We start from the raw sequence: 24,254 nt of genomic DNA, 5'->3' as shown, positions 1-24,254 counted from the left end.
TTGTGACGAAAAAAAGGCTTAATATGGAAACGAAGTCGGTTCGCAAATCCGTAAAAATTGCGTTTCTCTCGCTTATTTCAGCGAGCTTATTTACAGGCCATGCGACTGCGTCGAGTTTTGGTTTTTCAAGTAGAACTGACACTCAGGTGATCCAACAATCTTCGAGCAACTTTGATATTTTAGTACCAGCAAAAGCAAAAAATGGCATTTCCTACAATGTGTTCAGTAAGTTTGAGTTAAGTGGCAAGCCTCTTACTGTTGTTAATACCGATGATACATCCGGTGGAGTGCGCGGTACGGGCAAAGCGGATTTAATTGTTATTGAGTCCAACAATATCTCCTTAAAAGATCAGTTCTCTATTCTTGGCTCTCCGGTAGACATTCTATTTATTACACGAAGCGCAAGTGGCAAATTAACTTGTGAACAGTGTAGTTTTGATAATGTTGGTCGCGTGACAATGGCAGCCGCGGCGCCAAGTTACTCATCGAGCGCAAAAACTGTGAATGGCATTGGTGATTTAACCACGGTCAGAGATGGAAAAGTCACGGTGAAGGGCTTGGTGTCACCGGGCCTTCAATCCTTGGAATTGATTGCAGATACCATTGATACCTCTGGCACAATTGATACTAACTTACGTGCGGAAAATCATCCTGAGTCAGGCATGATAATTGTCGATAGGGGGAGTAAAGTAGTAGGCGCAGGTGGTATCAACATGTTTACTGGCCGCCTTAAAGTCAGCTACGAAGATTTAGCCGTGAAGTCCGCAACATTGAGCTCTGCTTGGTCGACGATTAAAGGTAAATTCCGAGCAGCGACTATTGCGATTGCTAGCCCGAACAATATTGTGATAGATGCAGACATGAGCACCATGTCTGATGCACTAAGTACCAGTCAACATAACGGTAAACTTTATGCGCCGACTGAAGGTGTTTTTGTTCAGAGTTTGGGCAAATATAAGAGTAAGGAATATCAGAATATTCATGTAAAAGCCACTGCTAAATTGTCGTCAGATAATCACCTTTCGTTAAAAAGCTTGAGCAATATACACATACTAAAGCAGGGTAATAAGCAAGCAAAAGTGATTGGTGGTGATATGACTTTGATTGCTCTTAATGACGTGCTTCAACAGGGTTATGTTGCTGCGGATGAGGTAAAAGTTTCCGCAAACCAGTTCATCAATAATGGCGTGGTGGAATCGGCAAACATTGATGTAGAGACGGAAAAGTCCATTTACAACAGCTTTGGCGGCAAAGTGTTGGGTAAAAACGTGACACTTTATTCAAAGTCTGGCTCGGTAATTAATGGCTCTCTCGTTGATAAAGTCGTGTACCTTGACGATGTATTAACCATTGGCGGCGAAGGTTATGAGGTCAAAAAACAGTTTGGTATTTGGCATGAGCTACAAGAAAAAATTAAGGAAGATAAAAATACAAAAACAAGGATAGCTAATGCAAATAGCGCCAGTACGGTGTCAGCTTCTATTCTTGCGGATAATTTAACCATACAAGCGAAAAGAATTGAAAACATTAATCCATATCGTCTTAAGAAAAGTAATAGCGTCAACTGGGATGCGGGTATTCGAGTCAATGGCATCAAAGCCAATCAAGTCGCGATTGAGGCGGAACGAAGCTTGAAATTAAAAGCTAGTGGATACGTTTTGAACTCATCTGCCATTATGGGGCTGAACGGTGGTGGCGAATTCTTAGTTAACTCACCAATCTTTAGTAACGAGCGATACGAAATCAGTTTTGAATCTTATCCTTACCGTGTTGTTGAATACAGTCAAGATGACAGCAAGAAAAACGAGATAGGTCACTATAAGTCTGGTACTGAAACAAAAATCTTAACTTACTCACCGCCGGGGCGTGTGTTTTCATTTGGTGACTTCCAGTTTAGTCGTGGTGGAACAAGCGATCCGAAAAAAGTGGAAAGCAGTAAGCTGTTTAACGAAGTATCTTACTTTCAAGCCTTTAAAGACGTACGTTTTTTTAATAGTACGACTAAAAGCATTGGCTTAGAGGTAGGTACTGATACAGAAAATACGGACTTTGAAGGTCTTACATCATGTTTGAACTACCGAGGTTGTAACAGAGAGTACGTCACAACAAGAACAGAGGCTGAAACATTGCTCTCTTTTGAGGGAAATGTATTTGGTGTAAATGGTGAAGTTGCTACAGAATCTGATTTGATTATCGATAATATAAACTCCTTAGACACTGATCAGCAATTTATTATTTCAAATATAGTCAAAAACTTTATAGATGAAAATGAACCAGTTTTATTTAAACATTTTGATTACAGAAATTTTCTTACAAATGCATCATCAATTTACAGCACATTTAATTACGAATATCGACTATCAAATATAGAGGTTGTTTCAGATGTTGTAAAAGGAGAGGTATTGTTATATACCGCTTACTCATCAAAGCCAAGTAATTGGCCTGAAGGTCTGCCGTGGTCTGACGATTATAAAGACCTTACGGATTGGAAATTAACTCGTCCATATAAGTTCAGTGTCAACTGGAAAGAGATCTATGATGAAACACAGAGTGAGAAAGAATTTGGTGGTACATCTTATACTCTTAACCAGTTAGAAGCTGCTGCAGAAAGATATCTAAGTTTTACTGGGATGTTCAAAACAGTAAAAGAGGCTGAAGAATATGAAAGGGAAAGGTTGAAGGTAGGATTAAATACTCCTGAAGGCTCTTACTCTTTCCGTACAAACTATCTTTGGGTGGCAATTGATACATCCGGGGATGAAACCGTAAATATTGTAAAAAATTCGAATCGAATAGAGCTAGTTTACAAAGTTCTTGCCAGCATGTACACGCGCCAAAGCGGTATGATTCCAGATGATGAAGGAGTCACTTATCAAAAAGTGCAGCTAGACCTGAGTGTATTAGAAAGATTTATTCCTCATGGTTCTCTAGGTGATGAGATAAAGAATAAAAAAGTAGTGTTGAGTGGAGCTCAACAAGTTATAGCAATAGATAACTTATTAAAAACAATAATACCAGAAGGAAGAAAGCAGTCGATATTAGCTGAATATGAAGGTAAATTTGCTCGAACTATTGTCTATGAGTCCCATAAAGTAAATGGTAATAATGTGACGATTAATTTTAAAAGAATATATCCTAAGTTGAAGTTGGGTGGAAGAGATCGTTATTCGAGAAATACGTTGGAATATAAAAAAGTTAACGATTCGATTGTCGTAACTCAAGGGCAGCTAAGTCATTATCTTGCGGAATAAATTGGTTTTAAAATGAATAAAAATATTGAAAAAATGGCAGATCTACCACCTCCATTGTGGCAAAAGTGCACCTCGTACTTATTAAGCTTCGTTATGGTTGGTCAAATTGTTTTACCTGGAGTCGCGAGTGCGGCAGAGGTGATCAATGATGCGACTATTATCACTAATGTAAATGCGTCTCCTCAGTTTTCTCGCGTTTATAACCGAGAACGTCAGTTTGAAAAAGCGTATTATATCGCTAGCAACCAAGTAGAGACGGCTCAAGACTTAGTATCGTTTCACAAAACGCTGCTAAACGATAATAAATCGGGCTTGCCTGAGCCACTGATGATCCCGATTGCGGTAGGTGATATAACCGTTATATTCCCACATTATCCGGTTGATAAAAGAATCGGTGATAAGTTTGTACAGGCACGCTTAATTCGCATGCAAATGCAACGCGAAATTGATCGTTTAATTTTACCTAAAATGTCCATCTATCAGTCAGGCTCAAAGAACATTGATCCGAGAACAGAAAAGGAACAGATTAATTACCTTTACCAAAATGCGAAAAGTTTTGCGGCCAAGTACAGCGTAAAATATGGTGAAAAAGTAACCCGTCAGCAAGTTAACGCATTTAAGCATGATTTCGTTTGGCCAGAATTGCGCAATATTAATGGCGAACAAGTACTGGTTCCTGTGTTGCATTTAACCGATGCAACCATCGATAGTGCAAAAATTGCGGGTCACACAGTAGAAGTCTCAGGAGATTACGCCAACTTCCGTAATATCACTGTTAACTCGGGTACACTACTCACACGACGCAATGCATTCCTAAATGCAACGGGTAATCTTTCAGTTAGCGAGCATGCAAAGATTATTGCTGACGAAGATCTAAACCTAAATGTTGGTGGCACATTGTTTAATGCGGGTACGGTAAACGCGGACACTGGCAACGCTAATATTATTACGGGGCAGTATGTTCAAAAGACGATGGTACATCGATTTGCTACAAAATATGAGCAAGGGAGTCGTCTTGGTAAAATTTCTTCAGTAAATGCAAAAAATGGCACGATATCTATTTCATCGGCTTCTGATATCGATATAGCTGGTGGCCAAGTAACGGGTAAGAATATCATCTTTAATGCTGGTAGTAATATTTTCATTACTAGCCAACAGACGACTTATGTCCGAAATGAGCAAGTTAACGGTTTTAAAGAAGATGAGTCAATTGTTGAACATTTCGGTTCTAAATTGACGGCCGAAGATAGCATTTCGTTAATGGCGTCAGGACAAGTTGTTATTAATGCATCTGAGGTGTTTGCTGACAAAGGAGTACTTTCTATTCTTGCTCAGCAAGGGGTTCATATTGCAAATGCTGATAACAAGTTTCAATCCTCTAGATACGGAAGATTTGGCAAAACCACTATTCAGGAAAGTGAATTTCAATCAATTGCTATTCGCTCCGCGCTAAGTGCTGGGCGAAATGTCATGATCTCTTCTTCTATGGGTGATATTGCTCTGAAGGCGACCAAAATTGACTCTGTAGACGGAACAAGCGTTAATGCCATGTTGGGTAAAGTCCACCTATTACTTGCTAAAGAACAAGACCATTATTTCTTTAACAAGGTAAAGAAAGGCTTTTGGAAAATAAAAACTGAAACCAAACAAGATCAAGTAGAAACAGCAGTTTATAACAGTATCACTGGTGGCGTTAAGATACATGCGACACAAGGAGTTACTCTAGAATTAGGCCAAAAAGACGGTCAAACGCTGAACGATGTACTGTCAGAGCTTGGTGCAGCTGAAGATTTAAGCTGGATGGTCGACTTATACAATGACCCTCAATACAGTGAAAATATCGAATTGGTGTATCAAAGATTAGAAGAACTCCACATCCATGAAAAGACCTCTAATCTATCACCTGCGGCAATGGCTATCATTGCTATTGCAGTGTCTGTGGCAATGGGGCCTGCTGGTGCCGGTTGGATCGGAGCTGGTGGCTCAATTTCTTCTTTTGGCGGTATTAGTGCTGCGGCAATGCAAGCTGGGGCGGTTACACTTGCTACCTCGGCAGCGACAAGCCTTGCCAATGGTGATGGCTTAGACGGCGCGATCGAGAAAATTGTGTCATCGGACGGTCTTCGGTCTTTGGCTATTTCAATGGCAACCGCTGGTGTCTTAAATAGCGAGGCTTTCCAAAACTCAAGCTTCTTTAATAGTGCAGACATTAGCTCTGCCATGAATGCCAATCAAACATCGATAAACTTAATCGAGCAAGCACAAGATGCATTGATGCGCTCTGTCATCCGCTCAAGTGTTTCTACGTTGATTAACGGTGGAGACTTTGGCGACTTTGGCGACTCACTGAAGCAAAACATGCTTGTTGCCGCTGCCAATAGCCTTGGCGAGAGCATGGCACAAGAGATAAAAGGATTAGCTGAGGATCACAACTGGAGCGATGCAATAAGATATATAGCGCACGCTGGTGCTGGTTGTGTTTATGGAGCGGCGTTAGCTGAAGCTCAGGGTGGCTCTACAAATAGTCTTTCCTGTTCATCTGGTGCAGGAGGCGCGGTAGTCGGTGAAGTCATTGGCGATTTGTCTCGAAAGCAAGTCGAGGAAAATGCTAAGAAGCAACAAGCATTTCTTGAAGACAAAATTGATAAGTTAAAGGAATCAGCAAAGTCTGAGAATTCAGATTTAAGTGCGGTTGATCTTGTTGAATTAGATCGTCAATTTGTAGAAGAACACAGAGGCCAAATTGAAGCTGAGCTCAATGAACTTAAAGCTGCTGGGGTCGATTTAGCGAAACTAGGCGCCGGGCTGGCTGCGTTTGCCGCCGGTGGTGATGTTGATATTGCGGCTAGCGCTGGTGAAAACGCGGCTGAAAATAATGCGCTGTTCTTGCTTCTCATCCCTATTCTTCTAAAAGTCATTGATGCAGTTACCATTGCGGCTGACTTTTACGAAGTAGCTGATACTTATGATAAACAAGGTCAAGCGGCAGGTGACGCCGCGCTGCAAGAACTGCTTAAAGGCTTTGCTATTGATGCGTCAATAGGACAGCTTGTGCCTGGTTCTCGAATGATGAGAAAGATTGCTGCTAAATTAAACAGCATGGGGTTGGGCGAATTCATGGATCGTCTAGAGGCGATGATGCTAAGTCGTCATAACCAGCTTGCGACTGCTGGGGGCCCAGAGAACCAAAGCATGGCGAATATGATGCAAGGTGATAACTATCAAGAAGCTTTGCTACAACACCGAAGAGCAAGAAATGAGGTTATAGATCTTGATGAATACGGTCCTGATGACATAGACGCACTGAAAGCACAGTACAGTCAACACGTTCCAAATGGGAAATATAAAGATGAGGATCTTGCATACTTTATAGAGAAGAATTACGAGTTCGACACTGTATCTAAGCGATTTAGAAAGCCAGCGACTAAAAAAATTGATGTTAAGGCTACACCAAAGGGAAAACCCGATAACTCTCGCGGTATACCAAAAGACTTAAACGAAGTGTTAGGCGACGGAAAAACTCGTTTAGCTGCGGTGACTCAGTCTGTGAAAATTGGCGGTGTGGAATATAAGGACCTCAATATTCAAGAGCTAACTAAATTGAGAGACGAGATTTCAGTTTCTAAAGATCTTTCTCCTGATATTATTCAAGCTAGAAAAGGAATGATAAGTGAAGCCATTGGTGAGATCGCAACAACGGTAGAAGCTTTATCAACCCTCAAAAATCCTAGAAAATTGGCGACTTCTTTACCAGGTAAACAAAAATCGGGTGAATTTGACCAACTCTGGGTGAGTGAGGCTCCAGATGGCTCGTCGATTATTAGTATCTTCGACGCAAAAGGAGGAAACTCCACACTAGGCAGTCGATTGCACAACGGTAAGCGAGTCGAGCAAGCATCAGGAGATTATATTCAGTCTATTCACGAGAATATGGTCAAAAAGATCGCAATCGCCAAAGAACGTGGAGATGACGTCTCGGCATTGCAGGAAACCGTAGACCTTATGGCTGAAAATAGTGATAAGATCCGCATGAAAGTCGTCCAGCAAAAGTATGTTGATGGTTCATCGACGATTAGAGAGAATTACACCGCCAAAGAGTACGAAGTAGGAGCGTTGACTTTATGGAACCAATAAAAAATCACTATTTAGATATACCTGAAGAAAGAAAATTGCGTATTTTTCGTGAAGAAGACGAACGTTTCTACAGCTTTTGGGAAAAAATGTTGGATGACAAACAATCTTTTTATCAGCAACCTCTCAAAAGAATGAGTAGCGATGCTTGGTATTCGCTTGGTGCATTCTTCACTGCTTCAAAATACGGGCAACATCAGGCCTCGCCAGCTTATATAAAAAGGGCGCTTGAGTTACTGAATAACGTGTACTTGCTGGCCAATCATGCAGACCAAGTGGTTGAATTCTCCGTTGGGCACCGACAATTTTCGGAAGTGGGTAACCGTTCTATTGCAGAAGGAACAATGGATGCATGGTTGGATGAAATCTGTTTAGCGATGGCCGCGAGAGATTGGCGCTGCGTAGAGCTGATGACCATCATGGATGAGTCGTTAGTGCGTTTAAAAGATCCTTTCGATGTTGCGCTGGTCGAGTTCGTTAACGGTGTATTTAGCAATTCATCAGCATTACCTGAGTTATTGCAAACGGTGATGGAGAAATCCTCCCCGCAACATTTAGAATCAACCAGAGTGCCATATGTACACTCTTTGTTTATTCCTTTTGTGAACGTGTTTGTTGCCATTATCGATGGCGATGAGTCACATTATCAAGAAGCACTGAGGGATGCGTTAGAGGCGCATTACCAGTTCTATATGAATGAAGATGTTCGTTATTCGCCAAAAGGAAATGTTTCTCTGAAACTGACTGGTCTTGCTGCATTAGCATACGATAAGTATGGCTGGACGATTCCAGAAACCGCATATTTGCCGAAGTGGCTCGTGTACGGCGAGCAGGATTTGCTAGCCTGATACAAACGATGCTTATTGCTCTTCATTAATTGAAGGGCAGTAAGTAGTGCCTTATCGTTTCCTCAGTAAGAGAGTGAAACTAAAATCCATTGCTCACCCTATACAAAGAAGCTTGTAACAAGGGTGAGCAAGCATACCTGTGATTTTTAATATGAAAAAATGGCTATTAACTTCGTTATTGCTACTGTCTGGGCAAAGCTTCGCTGATTGTAGTGGTGTCCACTGTACAAATGTAAAAATTACTCGTTTAGTGATTACTGAGTCGGGTATTTCTGTTGGAACGTCTGGTGATGAGAAAAAATTAGATTGTGACGCCGGAACCTACGACTATTTAAAACTAGAGCTAGGACATAAAAACTATGATTCAATTTATAGTTTAATATTAACCTCACATACAACGGAACACCCAATTTGGCTGCGCGTCTCAGATAAAGGTTCATGCAAAATATCGTATGTAGTTTCAGATAAATAAAAACCATAAATTTTTATTGCGACGTAAAAAGTAAAAGCGTCCTTATATAGATAGCTTTTATTACAAGTCTCAAATGCGTTTAATTATACTCTAAAGAGTTGAACTCTTTGGGTGGGCTTTCTCAACCAAAAAACGAAATTTACAATGAAAAAAATATTACTATTTTCTTTTTTTATCTATAGCTCTATCGCGTACTCGGCAGGAATAGGGGAGTTTAAACTACAAGAGATCAGGGCGGAAAAAGGGTCGGTATATTTAATACCTAAAACCACCATTCAAAATCCACTTAATTGCAGTAATGGACAGGTGGTTAAGTTGTCTCCTGATACACCTAGTTTCGAGCAAATGTATTCACAGGCCTTAACAGCGGTTGCTTCTGGAAAAAGAATCCGAGTATGGGCGACTCAGTGCAGCCCCAGCCCTTGGGGGAGTACGGTACCTAAAGCTGTTGTATTAGGTTTATTGGCTGACTGAACGTTTAAATGACTTACGGAAAAGGAATCGCAAATATGCGTAGAATTATAAGTTTTTTTGTTATTGGGGTACTGCTTTGGTCTCCAGTGTCTTTTGGCGCGTCGACCTATTTGTCAGGGAATATCAAAAATCTAACAACAACGACGCAAGGCTTATTGATTATGCTTGATACTGGCCTACCAGATAACTGCGAGGGTTCTCCGTATGGTTGGATGTTAGTTAAACAAGAATTTAGTGCAATGACATCAACCACTCTTGCTTTATGGCTTGCAGGTAAACGTAGCGTGACCGTTTATACCTCTGGTATCCAAAGTGGTTCTTCGTTTTGTGTGATTAACCAAGTTGATCCTGCGGGATAATGGGAAATACTGATGAAAAAATATTTGCTATTGATGATTACGCTTTTCTCATTCCACGCTTACGCTGAGATAAAAACAGGCCCACAAATTGAAAAGTTATACCCTGTTGCTTTTTACCATGACGCAAGGGACGGACTTTACATTGAGTTCCAGCAAGGCGCTATGCCTGGTTGTAGTCATGAAAAGGGAGGAAGACTCAGTAAATCTAACCCTAACTACAAGGAGCTTTATTCACTTTTACTTACGATGATGACTACCAAAAACTTTAAAGGGAATATCCGTTACCAAGAAACCAATCACAAAGGTTGGTGGCATTGTTCCATCGAAGGGATTTTTGCATTCCCACTTTAGCGTAGAGCCTAGTATGAAAATTTTAAATTACCTAATCATCCCTCTTTGTTTGTGCTCAAACTTTGTGTTAGCAGACGCGAAAGATATCGCACACGGGCGTCTTAAAGGCATAAAAGTGTACGACCAAGCAACTTTTAAAGCGACAAAAGTCTATTTTGACGATCAAGCGAAAATTTTTAATAGTGATTGTGACGGAGTGGCAATAATTACGCACTCAAAACACTCAGATAAAGGTTTGGAGCAAATTACTTCTCTAGCACTTTCAGCTTATATGGCTGGAAAAAAAGTGCGAGCTTTCTCTTTGAAGGGGACATGTGAACTGGACTTCTTAGCTATTCAGGAAAGCTATTTTTAAATTAAAGGAACAACATGAAAACAAAGTTCTTATTCTTATTGTGTCTTTTCTCTGCTTCCGCCATGACGGCAGAGTCAATTCATTGTGAAGGCCTTGTCAATGATGTATGGATACAGAGCGATGGTGCTCTAATCGTGAGTACTTCATGGGCGTCATCTGTTGGATTATGTAATGTTAATACATCTAGAAATGGGGTTGCTCCTGAAACGTGTAAATCTTGGGCATCAATGGCCCTGACTGCAGTGACAACACGAAAGCCTTTAATGATGCAATATTACAATCTTAAAAAGTGCAGTGATATCAAACGTTACACCGCTTCTGAAAAGCCACATTATGTCATGATCAGAGAGTCTCTTGACTAAATAAGAGATTCCAAATTAAAAGTTGGTCGACGTATTTTGGGTCTTAACTTCCAGATTACCAAGAGAGTTCAAATAAGCAAACTCCGCATTATTATTCAGGTGTGCTAAAGCATGCACCCTCTTTCTTCACTTTGAGTAAAAAGCTGGGGTATTTAAGGATTAAATAAATGAAAACACTACTCACACTATTTTTTATCGGATTAATCTCATTCAATGTCTACGCAGAGTCCCACACTGGTAAGGTAAGTAAAATAAATCTATATGGAGGCAATTGGAAAAATAGTCATGCAGGTGGCATATTATTCACATTGGAAAACATGCCAAGCAATGCTAGCTACTTTCGCATAAATAAAAGTGATATCGCATTTGATACATTTTTGTCTACTTTGTTGTCAGTAAAGCACACGAAAAGTAGTATCACAGTACATTACAATATTGATGATTCTAAATACAAATATACGCCTGTTACAGCAATAACTTTCCAATAGTGCATACATCATCGTCAAAGGCTCTTTTTAGAGCCTTTTTATGTTTGATTTATACAAAACATAGCTCTGTTAAGGTGTGTTCACTATTCAAACGTTTTCCTTAATTTGTTAAAGCACAAAAAAAGCCCCCTTAAAAAGGAGGCGAGATGCAGGATGGATAACGTCGAACTTATTAGTGGTACTTATTAACTCTGCCTTCGACGAAAAAGACTTCACACTGATAGCGCTGCGCCATGTCGCGCAACATAGATTGATTCATAAGTGCAATTTTATTGGATGCGACAACAGCACTGGCATTGCCTGATCGGATGGCTTTTATCACGATCTCGACTTCTGAAAGCTGTTGAGAGGGCTTCATTTGAATAACGTTTTTACAGCAAATATTAGAAGCAGTGAGTTGTTCAAAGTCTGGACGAGGGCAGTCTGCTGTAAACAAAATCCATTGTTTCTGCTGCGATAAAACAGCCAGCTTAGATAGAAGCTGATCCGAAACGGCCATGGGCTTAGTTGCTTGTGCCAATACGTTGTAACGAGAGTATGTATGAGATTGACTTTGTAACTGCATCTTACTGTTCCTTTATACATGCTGTATGCCTATACAGTAGTTTGTTTTGGCGACCTGATCAACAAGTTTCTCAAAAGTTATTTGCGGTTTTTTGAAAAGGAAATAAAAGAATTTTACTTTAAGTAATTGAATTTATTTGTTTATTTTTTATTTCTGATATGTCTAACATCAATTTAAAAATGTGAGGTGAGTAGAAAGTTGGACGAGAGACATACAGGGGTTTACTACTGTATATACAGGTGTTTTTCACGGACAGTGGTTTGTATACAGTGGAAGAGGGCTGATAACCGATGCGACATGCTATGTAGGATAGGAGGGAATACGAGATAGAGATTGGAAATAGGCTTGGGAGATCAAAAAAGCGCCTTATAAAAGGCGCTTTTGAAAATCAGTTCCATTGATTCCGTCTTGCTTAGCTCGCTCGTTGCAAACGTTCGCGCATTTGCAATTCGCCTTGGTTAAATAGGCGCACGTCGATTTTTGCCATATCGTAACAAGCTTTACATGAGTAGTGGTGCTTGCCATCTAAATAATCGTGACGAGTTACAAGACTAGGTTTTTTACACCAATCACAGGTGCCTTCTTCAGTGAACATTGATTTTCTCCCCACCTAGATTAATTTGAGTCGTTAGGTGTTATTTTGCGCCGGGCATTATGGCATAAAAGCGCGACTTAAGTTAAATGTCTGTTAATTTGTTTGAGAGGGAGATCGATTGCGGCGCTTGATTATATAGGTCTAAAAGCATGCTAGCCAAAGTATCCTGACCTATTTTTACTGTTTTGTAACATTTTGTGAGACGAGCTTAAAGGCATGATTGAGTCGCTTCATTTCTTCTTCACTGCCTCTTGTGTCAGGATGATAAAGCTTTGATAGCTGTCTATAGCGTAGCTTGATTGCTTGTAAATCAGGGATGTGTTGTGGTGTGTAGCCAAACATAGCACACGCGACGCTTAGCTTATGGTTCTCTGCCTGGGTTTTGGATTTCTTAAATTCTTTGAATACTTTCTCTAGCTGGCGTTTCAGTTGCTTGTTCGTAAACTCTAGCTCTTTTATTTTTTTCGCCATTCGTTGATTTTGGCTTTCCTCTTTGGCTTCAAGCGCTTTTCTATTTTGCTTAAGTTTCTTGATTACGAGAAAACTTAAGCCGCTGATGATGAGTATCGCCGCTAGCCAGATCAGCCATAAAAACTGCGAGTGTTCTACTTTGGGGTTTGCAACTGTGCTTTTCTCTTCCTGTGCTTGCTCAGCCTTTTTATCGAGCGACTTTATTTGCGAGACTTGTTTAGCTCGCAGTTGGTTGAAGCGCTGCTCTAACAGTTGATTATAAGCTTGTTCTGCTGCTGGATTATGCTGAGAAGCCATTTGATACAAGGCTTCAGTCAATTGAGAAGTTGTGACCTTATCTGGATTGCGCTGAATAAAATCGGCGAGAAGAAAGCCACGATCGGTTGGGTCATTGAGTGCGATAGAGGTTAGCCAATATAACGCTTGTGTTTCATTTTTTTCGCCATTTATCCCTTTAGCAAAGTCGTTCGCGAGCTGTTTTTGTGCAGGGAGGTAACCTTGGTTGGCGGATTGCTCTAGCCAGTAGCGCGTTTCTGGTGAGGCTTCAGCTTCGTTTGATGCCAATAATTGTTGTGCGTACTCGTATTGTTCGATGGGGTCATTTGGAGCTTGAGAGGCAAGTGAGTAGCCAGAAAAGCTGAGGCTAAATAAGCAGAGTAGGGCAGACGTTTTGACAGACATTAATATGTCAGGCCTAACGATAATGGTTAGGCCTGCTCCGGTAATTTTTTATTATTACCGTTATGGTGCAACCAAATTACTTCAGTGGCAAGATCTGGATTTCAACACGACGGTTGCACGCACGACCTTCAGAAGTTTGGTTTGAGCAAATTGGGTTACGTTCGCCGTAGCCGCGTGCAATTGCACGACCAGGTGCAACGTTTTGAGATACTAGGAATTGACGTACGGACTCTGCACGGCGCTCTGACAACGTTTGGTTGTATGACTCACTACCTGTGCTATCCGTGTAACCGTCAATAACGAGACTGGTATCTGGGTACTCAACTAGGATGCGAGCAACACCGCGTAGAGTGTTATGGATACTAGCATCAAGCTGGTAAGAGCTTGAAGAGAAGCCGATACCGTTTTCCATACGCAGTAAAAGCTGATTTTCACCAACACGCTGAACTTGTACGCCAGAGTTTAGCAAAGCGCGACGTAATTCCGCTTCTTGTTGGTCAAAGTAGTAACCAACGCCAGCGCCAGTCGCTCCGCCTGCGGCTGCACCAATGAGTGCATGCTGACGACGTTCTTTAGCATCATCACCCGTTGCTAGGCCGATTGCTGCGCCAGCGATCGCACCAATAAGCGCGCCTTGCGTGGTGGAGTTAGTTTCGTATTCACCCGTTGTTGCATTTTGGCGTTGAGTGGCTTGACAGCCAGTAAGAGCTAGCACTAGAGCTAGTGCAATAGGCATCTTTTTCAAGGGAAAATCTCCGTATAAAACTGAGGCGAAACCATGCCTCATAATGGGATGCGAATTATGAATAAACAAGCATTAATATTTGTTATGAGAAAGTAAGATTGATAAGAGTTTCTGTAAGAAAATTCCTACCAATACTGCCAAAGCTGTCAAAGTAAGCCCCATCGACATCGAAGTCATTGCTGCTTATGTGAATCCTTTACTATTCTGGCTATTTCGATGAATCGCCCAACATTTTGCGTGCTTGTTCGCCGCCCACTCCACGGTTAACTGAAACCTTTCTACCTTTCTTTAAGCCCACTTCGTAGTCTTCAGTTAGGTTTTTCATTGCTTCTTTCAATTGCTTCTTGAACGTTTCGCGGTCAATGTTTTGGAATTCTTTATCAATATAGTCATTAATTTTATTGGCCGACTCTTCATCTGGAGAAATAATTGGCAATTTTTCAATCGCGCCTTCCACCCAGCCAGATACAAATGAGTTCACACGGCGAGTCACTTCCTGAGAAGAGGTGCCGGTGCCAGCAAAGCTGTTTCGGAATTGTCCGGTACTTTCGTTCATCTCGCGATAAACAATATCGAAAGCAAATGCAGCAAAAATAGCGCGATCTGCTTCACCGATAAATTCGACACGTTTGAGCCCTTTGTGATTCAACAATACTGCTTCGACACCGAATTTTGTGTTAATGCCGCGAATCACTCGCAATATGGTAGAACTGATGTTCGCTGGTAGCAGATGAGAAGATTGTGTTTTTCCCATTCTGATGAACTCAATATCGTCTTTATCGAGACCATATTTAAGCATGAGGCGATGTGCCATTTTGATAGCATTGGCAGCCTCATTAACATTAGCGGAATTGCCCAGTTCTAAGCACTTGGCGATTTTTTTCAGAGCTTTTTGTTTATCCATCGACAACCAGTAACGAAAGCAGAAAATTTATGAAGTCAGACATATTACCTTTTTTGACATAAAAACGAAATACAAGGTGGGACTGAAGATAATTTCAGCACATAAAAAGAAGCCTCGCATTAAGCGAGGCTGGCGTTTTAGTTCGTCGTAATCAGTATGAAGTCGTACTTGTGTCTAAGAAGCCATTCTTCATTAAGATTCGTTAGAATTACAACCCGAGCTGGTTGAGCAAGTCATCGGCATCATCGTTTGATCCCGACGATTTAGATTCTTTCTCAGCCAACTGTTTACGTGTGGCCTCTAAAATGTCGTCTGGGTTTTCGTCTTCAGCAACTTCAAACTCTTCCAGTTGGATGAACTCAGTTTTATCCATTGCTAGTTCGAGATAGAAAATATTGTTGTTTTCGGTGGAGAACGTCACTCTGCGCGCTTGAGGGCGGTCAAGGTTGGTATCAACTTGTAAGATAACTTGCTTATTCAGCGCCAGCATTTTTGGTTGGTTTTGTGTGATGTTCGTTTGCAGGTCTTTACGAATTTTATTAGTGAAGTCTCCGACCAGTTGATTCATGAGTTCACCCAGAACATCGCCTACCTCGTCAGAAGTATGAGATATTGCCAGTTCTTCTTCTGGCATGCCCATATTACGCATGTAGTTGGTGTAGATCTCCAGTGCGGCTTTTGCCGTAAAATTAATCACAACTAGCCCGGTAAATCCGCCATCAAACAGAACAAAACAGCCAAAATCTGGTTTGAGGCTAGTCTTGTGGATTTTTTGCACCATTGCTGAATAATTTACTTGAGAAGATGTCGCCGAAGTAAGTACGCCAGAAACAGACTGGCAAAGTTTGAGAAGGATATCTTCAGTGGTCACAATTTTATTTTTTTTCATTCTGAAAACTCATCTAGAAACGCGATTCGTTCCCCAATGTAGGCATCAAGCGTGAAAAAATAAAGCATAAGTTTAATTATTGTATCGAGATTCTGATTTGCTCGTCTTTTTAAATGTTGTAAAGTGACGAAATTCAAAGAATATTACTTCACTAACTCTTTTGTGGTGTTTTTTCGCTTAGCGCCAATTTGTATGAGAAGTGAGCAAATAATTACACAACCCGCAGCTGATCGGATCAGCGTCGTAGGGGCAGGAAGCAAATGTTACCAAGATTACACTCGCAAACTGATGTCGATCCTCTTGTTCTTAGTTTTCTGAAAGAGCTTGAGCACGCCGGATTCACTGGTGATATCGAAAGCCAATATTCAAGCCGACTAGCGGTTGCCACTGACAACAGTGTTTACCAGCAACTTCCTCAGTCTGTCGTTCATCCCAAAACGACAGAAGATGTTTCTCTCCTCGGGAAACTGAGCAATAAAGAAAAGTACGAACGAATTACCTTTTCACCTCGTGGTGGCGGCACAGGGACCAATGGTCAGTCGCTAACCAAAGGTATTGTGGTGGATATGTCTCGTCACATGAACAAAGTGCTTGAGATTAATGAGAAAGAAGGCTGGGTTCGTGTACAAACTGGTGTAGTGAAAGACCAGTTAAATGACGCTGTTCGCCCTTATGGCTACTTCTTCTCTCCAGACTTATCTACCAGTAACCGTGCAACGATTGGCGGCATGGTCAACACCGATGCTTCTGGTCAAGGTTCTCTGAAATACGGAAAAACATCCGATCATGTTTTGTCGCTACAAGCGGTGTTTGCTGATGGTTCAATTTTAGAGTCGGACTTGTCTCATGGTTACCCAAAAGAAGGCGAGTTTGCTGCCAAGGCGCTACGTGTAACGGAATCCGTATGTCGTGAAAAACGCCAGCAGATCGTAGATAAGTTTCCTCCTCTTAACCGATTTTTAACGGGCTACGATTTAAAAAATGCCTTGAATGAAGACGGTAACCGTTTCGATATCACACGAGTACTGTGCGGCGCGGAAGGTTCATTGGCATTTATTACCGAAGCAAAGCTGAACCTGACGCCAATTCCGAAAGCACGTACTTTGGTTAACGTTAAATACAACAGCTTTGATTCTGCACTGCGTAATGCACCGTTTATGGTAGAGGCGAAAGCGCTGTCTGTAGAAACCGTTGACTCAAAAGTGCTTAATCTCGCGAAGCAAGATATCGTTTGGCACACCGTGAGCGATTTACTTACCGATGTTCCAAATAAAGAGATGCTTGGCATCAACATGGTGGAATACGCAGGTCAGGACGAAGAGGAAGTTGCTGCTCAGGTTGCAGCGTTGACCGCCAAGCTCGATACCATGTTGGAAACAGAAGAAGCGGGCATTATCGGCTACCAAGTTTGTAACGATGTAGCGAGCATTGGGCGTATTTACAACATGCGTAAAAAAGCGGTGGGTTTGTTAGGCGCAGCAAAAGGTCGTGCTAAACCGGTCGCATTCGCTGAAGATACCTGTGTGCCACCAGAAAACCTGGCGGACTTTATTGTAGAGTTTCGAGAACTGTTAGACAGCAAGTCTCTGAATTACGGCATGTTTGGTCACGTCGATGCTGGGGTGCTTCACGTACGTCCTGCGTTGGATTTGTGTGACCCGCACCAAGAAGCATTGATGCACGAAGTGTCTGATGAAGTGGTCAAGCTGGTGGCGAAATACGGCGGTTTGATGTGGGGTGAACACGGCAAAGGTTTCCGTTCAGAATATGGCCCTGAGTTTTTCGGCGACGAGTTGTTTACTGAACTGAGACGTGTGAAAGCGGCATTCGATCCACACAACAAAATGAACCCGGGCAAAATCTGTACACCGCTGGATAGTGATGCAGAGCTTGTCAAAGTTACCGATACCAAACGTGGTTACTATGACCGTCAGATTGACGTTCAAGTACGTGACAGCTTTAAACAAGCGATGGAATGTAACGGTAACGGTTTGTGTTTTAACTATGATACCAGCTCGCCAATGTGTCCATCGATGAAAGTAACAGCCGATCGTCGTCATTCACCAAAAGGTCGTGCAGGTTTGGTTCGTGAGTGGTTGCGTCAGCTTACTGAGCAAGGCATTGATATTCTTGACTTAGAAAAGCAAACACTAGAAAACAAAACATCAATCAAAACCATGATTGACCGCGTACGTCATTCTATCAATCGTCGTCACGAGTATGACTTCTCTCACGAAGTGTATGAAGCGATGAATGGTTGTTTGGCGTGTAAAGCGTGTGCGAGTCAGTGTCCGATTAAAGTCGATGTTCCGAGCTTTCGCTCACGCTTTTTAAACATCTATCACTCTCGTTATCAACGTCCTGCAAAAGACTATCTGGTTGCGAACATTGAAACTATGCTGCCGATGATGGCAAAAGCGCCAGGTGTCGTAAATGGTGTTTTGAAGCAGTCGTGGGTGAAAAGTTTAACGGCATCTACGGTCGGGTATGTCGATGCGCCGTTGTTATCAGTACCCACCTTGAAACAACGAGTAGAGTCGCTGACAACGCCTTATGATCTGCAAGCGCTCAGTGGTTTGTCTTCGTCTGAAAAGAGCAAGCATGTTTTAATTGTTCAAGACCCATTCACTAGTTACTACGACGCTGATGTCGTTGAAGACTTCGTTAAGTTATTGAAAAAGCTGGGTATGAATCCGGTGCTTCTGCCGTTTAAGCCGAATGGTAAAGCACAACACATTAAAGGGTTTTTACGTCAGTTTAAGGACACAGCAGCCGACACAGCGAAGTTCTTGGCGATGGTAGCGGATTTGGATATCCCATTAGTTGGCGTCGATCCTGCTTTGGTGCTGTGTTATCGAGATGAATACGCTGAAGTGCTTGGCAGTAAGCGAGGTAATTTCGATGTACTAACAGCCCACGAATGGCTTTACCCAAGACTAGAAGCGTTTGAAAGCGGAGAGCATAAGGCGCAGGAACCTTGGTATCTGTTTGCTCACTGTACTGAGAAAACCAAAATGCCAAATGCGGAAAAAGAGTGGGGCGCTATTTTTGCTCACTTTGGTGCAGTTTTGAATACGGTACCGGTTGGTTGTTGTGGTATGGCGGGTACGTTTGGTCATGAGGTTGATAAGTTGTCGATGTCGAAAGACATTTACAATTTAAGCTGGAAGCCGAGCTTAGATAAGTTAGATAACGAGAGATGTTTGATTACAGGCTATTCTTGCCGCAGCCAAGTTAAACGCTTTGAAGGAACGAAGCCCAAGCATCCCGTTCAGGCATTGTTAACTTTGTTGTAATCGGACTAAATCAAGCCCAGTTTTACTGGGCTTTTTAGAAACCGTACTTAGACCCTTTCAAAGGATATGAATCTTGAGAAAACTTGAACTCAAAGTCCCACCTGTTGCGGTGTTTTTGTTAGTCATACTTTTGATGTACGGACTTAAAGTTTTGACGCCGAGCATGAACATTCGAGTACCCTTTGTTGAATTTGTAGTAGGTGTATTAACTTTGTTGTCTGGTTACATGGGCATTGCTGGTGTGTATGAATTTCGCAAAGTAAAAACCACAGTGAACCCAGTAAAACCTGAAGCGGCATCTTCTGTTGTAAGAACTGGTGTGTTTGCCTTTTCACGCAACCCTATGTACACGGCATTACTGCTCCTAATCATAGCAACTGGTTTGTGGTGGCAGCACTTGAGTGTGGTGCTTTGTGGCGTGATATTTGTCAGTTATATGAATCGGTTTCAAATCAAGCCTGAGGAACGCGTTTTAGAGCGATTGTTTGGTGAAGAGTATGTGGATTATAAAAACCATGTTCGTCGTTGGCTCTAAGCATTGCGTTTAGTTTTGTTTGGATGAGACATAAAAAGAAAGCCCAACGGTCGACGTTGGGCTTTCTTTTAGTAAACACGTTTTTTGTGCGCTTCTGATAGGGCAGTCGACTAGGCTGCCTTAACGAACTTTGCTAGGAATGCATCCTTACGTTCATTAAAGCGGCGTACAAGGTCGTCAACCGCTTCTTGGTCATATGGCTTCAAGCCACTTGCAACCATGCGCTTAATACCTTTACCAACGACTTCACCGTCTTCTTTGAACGCAAAGTTTAAGGTGACTACACCTCGTTTTCCTTCTACGTCGAATGTTGCGCCAGTGAAATCAACCTCTGGATGCGTAAGGTCTAAGCGTGAAAATTCGACTTCCATGCTTTCATAAATAACTAATGGACGCTGGCAGTTAATCATCATTTGCTTCTCTTCCATAAGAGGAACCATGATGTGAGGGAAGTTCATACCAGAAAATTGCACGTAATTTGTCACTACATGCTCAATAAATGCCGGATCGTGGTTAGTTTCACCTTCACGGGACATGTGTAAGTATTCTTTACCTGCCTCGTCAACAACAGCGCTTTCTTTGTCACACTTATTTTCAATATGAAGTGCTACACCATCGTTTACCATGCCAGAGAAGTTAAAACGCATCTTTTGGCTAACGCCTTCTTTACTAAGAAGCACAGCGAAAAGTAAATCCCCAGGGACACAAAAGCGTTTGTTGTCTTCATCATGAATTGGGTTGTAGTCACCTGCGACACGTTTTGCAAAGTGGCTTGCTTGTTCGCGAGTGAACTGAAACTGGTGATTAGTGTTTGAAAAATAAGGTGTTAGAAACATAATTTTTACGTAGTAACCAAAACTGTGTGGGATTATATGCGAATATCTGCGTAGCAATGGTCCATCCAGTGAAAACTTAACCGTATCCTAACAATAAGACACTATTTCGGCGGATAAACCGTTAAAAACGCATACTTTAGCAACGCTTTTATTTGTGAAAACAATAAACAACGACCTTTTGGCTCGCCTATCTTGTAAAGTATAGCCATCAAAGTAGACTGGTGTTCATAAATAGTGCCATTAATATGTTTAATCGTATGTAAAAAGGCTCCACGCTGAACGTAGAGCCTTCAAGTCATCACCTGTTTATTCGATGAAATGCCAGTTATGCTTGATTATTGAACACTTGGTAACAAGCTCTCTGGCATAAGCGTGTTGTGGATAGCCAGCTTAAGCAGAGTATTGGCCTGTTCAATGTCCGGCGCAAAGTAGCGATCTTTATCGTAGAACGATACTTTTTCACGCAACATTTGTTTCGCAATCTCAATACGCTCAGAGGACTTGTTTGGCGCTCTAAAGTCTAGGCCTTGTGCTGCTGAGAGGTATTCTACCGCCAGAATACCGCGAGTGTTTTCGCCCATTTCTTTCAATCTGCGAGCCGCGAATGTTGCCATTGACACGTGATCTTCTTGGTTTGCAGATGTTGGCAAGCTGTCTACTGACGCTGGGTGAGCGAGTGTTTTGTTTTCACTTGCTAACGCAGCAGAGGTAACCTGAGCAATCATGAAACCAGAGTTCACACCACCATTGTCGACTAAGAACGGTGGCAGTTTTGATAGCGCGCTATCGATAAGTAATGCCATACGACGTTCAGACAAGCTGCCGATCTCGGCAATCGCAAGTGCTAGGTTGTCGGCTGCCATTGCAACAGGCTCAGCGTGGAAGTTACCGCCAGAGATGATGTCACCATCTTCAGCAAACACCAATGGATTATCTGATACGGAGTTCGCTTCTACTTGTAATACTTCCGCCGCATTGCGGATTTGCTGTAAACACGCGCCCATCACTTGAGGCTGACAGCGCAAAGAATACGGGTCTTGTACTTTTTCACAGTTAGTGTGCGAATCACCTATTTCACTCGATGTGTCTAACAAATGACGGTATGCGAGTGCTGCGTCCATCTGGCTGCGATGACCACGTACACGGTGAATGCGCGGATCGAATGGACGTCGGCTGCCGAGAGCGGCTTCAACAGACATTGCACCACAAACGGTTGCTGACGCGAAAAGGTCTTCCGCGATAAACAGGCCTTCCAATGCGAACGCTGTGGATGCCTGAGTCCCATTTAGTAGCGCTAAGCCTTCTTTTGGCGCCAGAGTGATAGGCTCTAGACCTGCGATTTTTAATGCTTCTTGCCCGGAAATGATTTTACCGTTGTGGCGAGCTTGTCCTTCTCCCAGTAATACAGTGCTCATATGGGCTAGAGGAGCTAAGTCACCTGATGCGCCAACAGAGCCCTTTTTAGGTACGCAAGGGTAAACTTGTGCGTTGACTAGGTCGGTCAGCATATTAATGACTTTTAGGCGAATCCCAGAAAAGCCACGAGACAGACTATTGATTTTTAATACCATCATCAGACGAACCGTTTCATCTGACATAAACTCACCGATACCTGCCGCATGAGAAAGAACGATACTGCGTTGCAGTGTTTCTAAATCTTCTGGTGCTATTCGTGTGTTAGCCAATAGCCCAAAACCAGTGTTAATTCCGTAAACCGTTCTATCTTCCGCGATGACTCGGTCTACGACCTGTGTGCTTTCTTCAATGGCCGGAATGGCTTCAGGATCCAAAGTAAGGTTGACTGGTGAACGGCTCACTTGGCGTAGTTCGTTTAAGCTAATATGACCTGGCTTTAGCGTTAAATTTAACATCTCTTTCATCCTTACTTGAGCTTCTTCAGTTCTTCGTTGAGCATTGGCAAATCTAGCCCTTGCTCTGCTGCACATTGTTTAGCGATATCGTATCCCGCATCAGCATGACGCATCACGCCTGTTGCTGGGTCGTTATGCAGCACGCGGGCAATACGTTGTGAGGCATCTTCACTGCCGTCACAGCAGATAACCATACCTGAGTGTTGCGAGAAGCCCATACCTACGCCACCACCGTGGTGTAGTGAAACCCAAGTTGCGCCGCCCGCCGTGTTGAGTAGCGCGTTTAATAATGGCCAGTCTGATACGGCGTCAGAACCGTCCATCATACCTTCGGTTTCACGGTTCGGGCTTGCTACAGAGCCAGAATCTAAGTGATCTCGACCAATGACAACGGGCGCTTTAAGTTCGCCATTTTTCACCATTTCGTTGAATGCTTGACCAAGACGCTCACGATCTTTAAGACCAACCCAGCAAATACGCGCAGGTAAACCTTGGAACTGGATGCGTTCGCGAGCCATATCTAGCCAGTTATGTAAGTGCGGATTATCTGGAATTAGCTCTTTTACTTTTTGGTCGGTTTTATAAATGTCCTCAGGATCGCCAGAGAGAGCAGCCCAACGGAAAGGACCGATACCTTCACAGAATAGAGGACGAATGTAGGCTGGAACGAAGCCAGGAAAATCGAATGCGTTTTCTACGCCTTCTTCCAAGGCCATCTGGCGGATGTTGTTACCGTAGTCGAGTGTTGCGGCGCCGCGATTTTGCAGCTCTAACATCGCTTGAACTTGCACAGCCATGGATTTTTTCGCTGCTTTTACGACCATTGCTTCATCTTGCAAACGCATTTCTGCTGCGTGAGACATGCTCCAGCCTTGTGGTAAATAGCCATTGAGCGGGTCGTGTGCAGACGTTTGGTCTGTTACGACATCAGGCGTGATATTACGTTCTACCAGCTCAGAGAAAACGTCTGCTGCATTACCTAGTAGACCAACCGATACTGGTGTGTCTGACTCTTTAATGATAGCTAGCGCTTCATCTAAAGAAGTCGCTTTCTTATCGACATAGCCTGTACGTAGGCGGTAATCGATACGTGATTCATCACACTCTACTGCAATCATGGAGAAGCCCGCCATTGTACCAGCGAGAGGTTGAGCACCACCCATGCCACCAAGACCACCTGTTAGAATCCAACGGCCCTTTGCTTCACCGTCAAAGTGTTTTTTTGCAACAGATACGAACGTTTCGTATGTGCCTTGTACGATACCTTGCGAGCCAATGTATATCCAGCTGCCAGCGGTCATTTGGCCGTACATCATCAAGCCTTGTTTATCGAGCTCGTTGAAGTGTTCCCAGTTTGCCCAATGCGGAACAAGGTTTGAGTTTGCGATAAGCACGCGTGGGGCATTTTTATGAGTAGGGAAAACACCAACAGGCTTGCCTGATTGAACTAAAAGCGTTTGGTCATCTTCGAGTCTTTCAAGTACTTCAACAATCTTGTCGTAACATTCCCAGTTTCGCGCTGCTCGGCCAATGCCGCCATATACAACCAGTGAATGTGGATGTTCTGCAACATCAGGATCAAGGTTGTTCATCAGCATACGAAGAGGGGCTTCGGTTAGCCAAGATTTTGCGCGCAGTTTATCTCCGTGAGGTGCACGAATTGTTCTGCTTGTATCAAGTCGTGGATCTTGTCCCTGGCGCTGTGTCATTTCAGACTCCTTTAGTTTCTCGTGATGACCAAGTACTTGCTTGGTCGTAATAATCAGTGGCATCTG

20 protein-coding genes are annotated in these 24,254 nt (G+C 42.6%); 11 read left to right on the top strand and 9 right to left on the bottom strand.

Annotation, left to right across the window (positions count from 1 at the left end):
• Window positions 1-23: 23 nt before the first annotated feature.
• The 9 genes from J4N43_RS09230 to J4N43_RS09190 all read left to right on the top strand — a co-directional run bounded on the left by J4N43_RS09230 (window position 24) and on the right by J4N43_RS09190 (window position 10,603).
• The gene (locus J4N43_RS09230; RefSeq protein ID WP_062730694.1) at window positions 24-3,251 is read left to right on the top strand and encodes a hypothetical protein; all 3,228 of its coding nucleotides are present in this window, start codon (window positions 24-26) and stop codon (window positions 3,249-3,251) included.
• A gap of 12 nt (window positions 3,252-3,263) precedes the next feature.
• Window positions 3,264-7,385 carry a DUF637 domain-containing protein gene (locus tag J4N43_RS09225; protein WP_053350840.1) on the top strand — a complete coding sequence of 1,374 codons (4,122 nt, stop codon included), beginning with the start codon at window positions 3,264-3,266 and terminating at the stop codon, window positions 7,383-7,385.
• Complete coding sequence (locus J4N43_RS09220) at window positions 7,373-8,230, top strand: immunity 49 family protein (protein ID WP_062730693.1); 858 nt, start codon at window positions 7,373-7,375, stop codon at window positions 8,228-8,230. Before J4N43_RS09225 ends, J4N43_RS09220 begins: the two co-directional genes overlap by 13 nt.
• 151 nt (window positions 8,231-8,381) lie before the next feature.
• A complete protein-coding gene (locus J4N43_RS09215; RefSeq protein ID WP_053350433.1) occupies window positions 8,382-8,702 on the top strand; it encodes a hypothetical protein in 321 nt (106 codons plus the stop codon).
• Window positions 8,703-8,846: 144 nt separating this feature from the next.
• Window positions 8,847-9,176: a hypothetical protein gene (locus J4N43_RS09210; RefSeq protein WP_031854117.1), complete on the top strand. Its 330-nt coding sequence runs from the start codon at window positions 8,847-8,849 to the stop codon at window positions 9,174-9,176.
• Window positions 9,177-9,211: 35 nt separating this feature from the next.
• Window positions 9,212-9,535, top strand: coding sequence for a hypothetical protein (locus J4N43_RS09205; RefSeq protein ID WP_031854116.1), 324 nt, complete (start codon window positions 9,212-9,214; stop codon window positions 9,533-9,535).
• A 12-nt stretch (window positions 9,536-9,547) separates the two neighbouring features.
• Complete coding sequence (locus tag J4N43_RS09200) at window positions 9,548-9,886, top strand: hypothetical protein (RefSeq protein ID WP_053350431.1); 339 nt, start codon at window positions 9,548-9,550, stop codon at window positions 9,884-9,886.
• A gap of 13 nt (window positions 9,887-9,899) precedes the next feature.
• Window positions 9,900-10,241 (top strand): hypothetical protein, encoded by a 342-nt coding sequence (locus J4N43_RS09195; RefSeq protein ID WP_031854115.1) that lies wholly within the window; start codon window positions 9,900-9,902, stop codon window positions 10,239-10,241.
• Window positions 10,242-10,255: 14 nt separating this feature from the next.
• Window positions 10,256-10,603, top strand: a complete 348-nt coding sequence (locus tag J4N43_RS09190) for a hypothetical protein (protein WP_053350430.1) — start codon at window positions 10,256-10,258, stop codon at window positions 10,601-10,603.
• A 660-nt stretch (window positions 10,604-11,263) separates the two neighbouring features.
• Here the strand turns inward: J4N43_RS09190 and J4N43_RS09185 are convergent.
• The 6 genes from J4N43_RS09185 to J4N43_RS09160 all read right to left on the bottom strand — a co-directional run bounded on the left by J4N43_RS09185 (window position 11,264) and on the right by J4N43_RS09160 (window position 15,941).
• Window positions 11,264-11,656, bottom strand: coding sequence for a SulA-like leucine-rich domain-containing protein (locus J4N43_RS09185; protein WP_005377962.1), 393 nt, complete (start codon window positions 11,654-11,656; stop codon window positions 11,264-11,266).
• 412 nt (window positions 11,657-12,068) lie between these two features.
• On the bottom strand, window positions 12,069-12,251 hold the full coding sequence (locus J4N43_RS09180) for a hypothetical protein (protein ID WP_005377960.1): 183 nt from the start codon (window positions 12,249-12,251) through the stop codon (window positions 12,069-12,071).
• Window positions 12,252-12,428: 177 nt separating this feature from the next.
• On the bottom strand, window positions 12,429-13,403 hold the full coding sequence (locus J4N43_RS09175; protein ID WP_017634859.1) for a molecular chaperone DnaJ: 975 nt from the start codon (window positions 13,401-13,403) through the stop codon (window positions 12,429-12,431).
• Between the two features lie 76 nt (window positions 13,404-13,479).
• Entirely contained in the window at window positions 13,480-14,148 is a 669-nt protein-coding gene (locus J4N43_RS09170; protein WP_005395877.1) for a YiaD family glycine zipper/OmpA-like lipoprotein, read from the bottom strand.
• Between the two features lie 208 nt (window positions 14,149-14,356).
• Window positions 14,357-15,052 (bottom strand): DUF2786 domain-containing protein, encoded by a 696-nt coding sequence (locus J4N43_RS09165; RefSeq protein WP_005377954.1) that lies wholly within the window; start codon window positions 15,050-15,052, stop codon window positions 14,357-14,359.
• Window positions 15,053-15,260: 208 nt separating this feature from the next.
• Window positions 15,261-15,941 (bottom strand): DUF3334 family protein, encoded by a 681-nt coding sequence (locus J4N43_RS09160; protein ID WP_005388843.1) that lies wholly within the window; start codon window positions 15,939-15,941, stop codon window positions 15,261-15,263.
• A 260-nt stretch (window positions 15,942-16,201) separates the two neighbouring features.
• On the opposite strand from J4N43_RS09160, the gene ydiJ reads away from it, so the two are divergent.
• Complete coding sequence (gene ydiJ / locus J4N43_RS09155; RefSeq protein ID WP_053350427.1) at window positions 16,202-19,237, top strand: D-2-hydroxyglutarate dehydrogenase YdiJ; 3,036 nt, start codon at window positions 16,202-16,204, stop codon at window positions 19,235-19,237.
• A gap of 73 nt (window positions 19,238-19,310) precedes the next feature.
• Entirely contained in the window at window positions 19,311-19,772 is a 462-nt protein-coding gene (locus tag J4N43_RS09150) for a methyltransferase family protein (RefSeq protein ID WP_033905135.1), read from the top strand.
• Between the two features lie 110 nt (window positions 19,773-19,882).
• On the opposite strand, the gene J4N43_RS09145 is transcribed toward J4N43_RS09150, so the two are convergent.
• The 3 genes from J4N43_RS09145 to hutU all read right to left on the bottom strand — a co-directional run bounded on the left by J4N43_RS09145 (window position 19,883) and on the right by hutU (window position 24,188).
• On the bottom strand, window positions 19,883-20,608 hold the full coding sequence (locus J4N43_RS09145) for a DUF3581 domain-containing protein (protein WP_017821813.1): 726 nt from the start codon (window positions 20,606-20,608) through the stop codon (window positions 19,883-19,885).
• A gap of 335 nt (window positions 20,609-20,943) precedes the next feature.
• Window positions 20,944-22,479 carry a histidine ammonia-lyase gene (gene hutH / locus J4N43_RS09140; protein ID WP_017821814.1) on the bottom strand — a complete coding sequence of 512 codons (1,536 nt, stop codon included), beginning with the start codon at window positions 22,477-22,479 and terminating at the stop codon, window positions 20,944-20,946.
• Window positions 22,480-22,490: 11 nt separating this feature from the next.
• Window positions 22,491-24,188: a urocanate hydratase gene (gene hutU, locus J4N43_RS09135; protein ID WP_054578031.1), complete on the bottom strand. Its 1,698-nt coding sequence runs from the start codon at window positions 24,186-24,188 to the stop codon at window positions 22,491-22,493.
• Between the last annotated feature and the right edge of the window lie 66 nt (window positions 24,189-24,254).

The organism is Vibrio sp. SCSIO 43009, from assembly GCF_023716525.1.
GTDB classification, from domain to species: domain Bacteria; phylum Pseudomonadota; class Gammaproteobacteria; order Enterobacterales; family Vibrionaceae; genus Vibrio; species Vibrio alginolyticus.
Note: the sequence above shows the minus strand (reverse complement) of the source record. Positions and strands in the feature narration are given on the sequence as shown.

Excerpts from the sequence above, each read along its gene's own strand:
- J4N43_RS09220 (WP_062730693.1), top strand. The coding sequence starts at position 7,373 with ATGGAACCAATAAAAAATCACTATTTAGATATACCTGAAGAAAGAAAA.
- J4N43_RS09190 (WP_053350430.1), top strand. The coding sequence starts at position 10,256 with ATGAAAACAAAGTTCTTATTCTTATTGTGTCTTTTCTCTGCTTCCGCC.
- J4N43_RS09185 (WP_005377962.1), bottom strand. The coding sequence starts at position 11,656 with ATGCAGTTACAAAGTCAATCTCATACATACTCTCGTTACAACGTATTG.
- J4N43_RS09160 (WP_005388843.1), bottom strand. The coding sequence starts at position 15,941 with ATGAAAAAAAATAAAATTGTGACCACTGAAGATATCCTTCTCAAACTT.
- J4N43_RS09215 (WP_053350433.1), top strand. The coding sequence starts at position 8,382 with ATGAAAAAATGGCTATTAACTTCGTTATTGCTACTGTCTGGGCAAAGC.
- J4N43_RS09200 (WP_053350431.1), top strand. The coding sequence starts at position 9,548 with ATGAAAAAATATTTGCTATTGATGATTACGCTTTTCTCATTCCACGCT.
- J4N43_RS09175 (WP_017634859.1), bottom strand. The coding sequence starts at position 13,403 with ATGTCTGTCAAAACGTCTGCCCTACTCTGCTTATTTAGCCTCAGCTTT.
- J4N43_RS09210 (WP_031854117.1), top strand. The coding sequence starts at position 8,847 with ATGAAAAAAATATTACTATTTTCTTTTTTTATCTATAGCTCTATCGCG.
- hutH (WP_017821814.1), bottom strand. The coding sequence starts at position 22,479 with ATGTTAAATTTAACGCTAAAGCCAGGTCATATTAGCTTAAACGAACTA.
- J4N43_RS09180 (WP_005377960.1), bottom strand. The coding sequence starts at position 12,251 with ATGTTCACTGAAGAAGGCACCTGTGATTGGTGTAAAAAACCTAGTCTT.
- J4N43_RS09225 (WP_053350840.1), top strand. The coding sequence starts at position 3,264 with ATGAATAAAAATATTGAAAAAATGGCAGATCTACCACCTCCATTGTGG.
- J4N43_RS09145 (WP_017821813.1), bottom strand. The coding sequence starts at position 20,608 with ATGTTTCTAACACCTTATTTTTCAAACACTAATCACCAGTTTCAGTTC.
- J4N43_RS09195 (WP_031854115.1), top strand. The coding sequence starts at position 9,900 with ATGAAAATTTTAAATTACCTAATCATCCCTCTTTGTTTGTGCTCAAAC.
- J4N43_RS09165 (WP_005377954.1), bottom strand. The coding sequence starts at position 15,052 with ATGGATAAACAAAAAGCTCTGAAAAAAATCGCCAAGTGCTTAGAACTG.
- J4N43_RS09205 (WP_031854116.1), top strand. The coding sequence starts at position 9,212 with ATGCGTAGAATTATAAGTTTTTTTGTTATTGGGGTACTGCTTTGGTCT.
- J4N43_RS09230 (WP_062730694.1), top strand. The coding sequence starts at position 24 with ATGGAAACGAAGTCGGTTCGCAAATCCGTAAAAATTGCGTTTCTCTCG.
- ydiJ (WP_053350427.1), top strand. The coding sequence starts at position 16,202 with ATGTTACCAAGATTACACTCGCAAACTGATGTCGATCCTCTTGTTCTT.
- hutU (WP_054578031.1), bottom strand. The coding sequence starts at position 24,188 with ATGACACAGCGCCAGGGACAAGATCCACGACTTGATACAAGCAGAACA.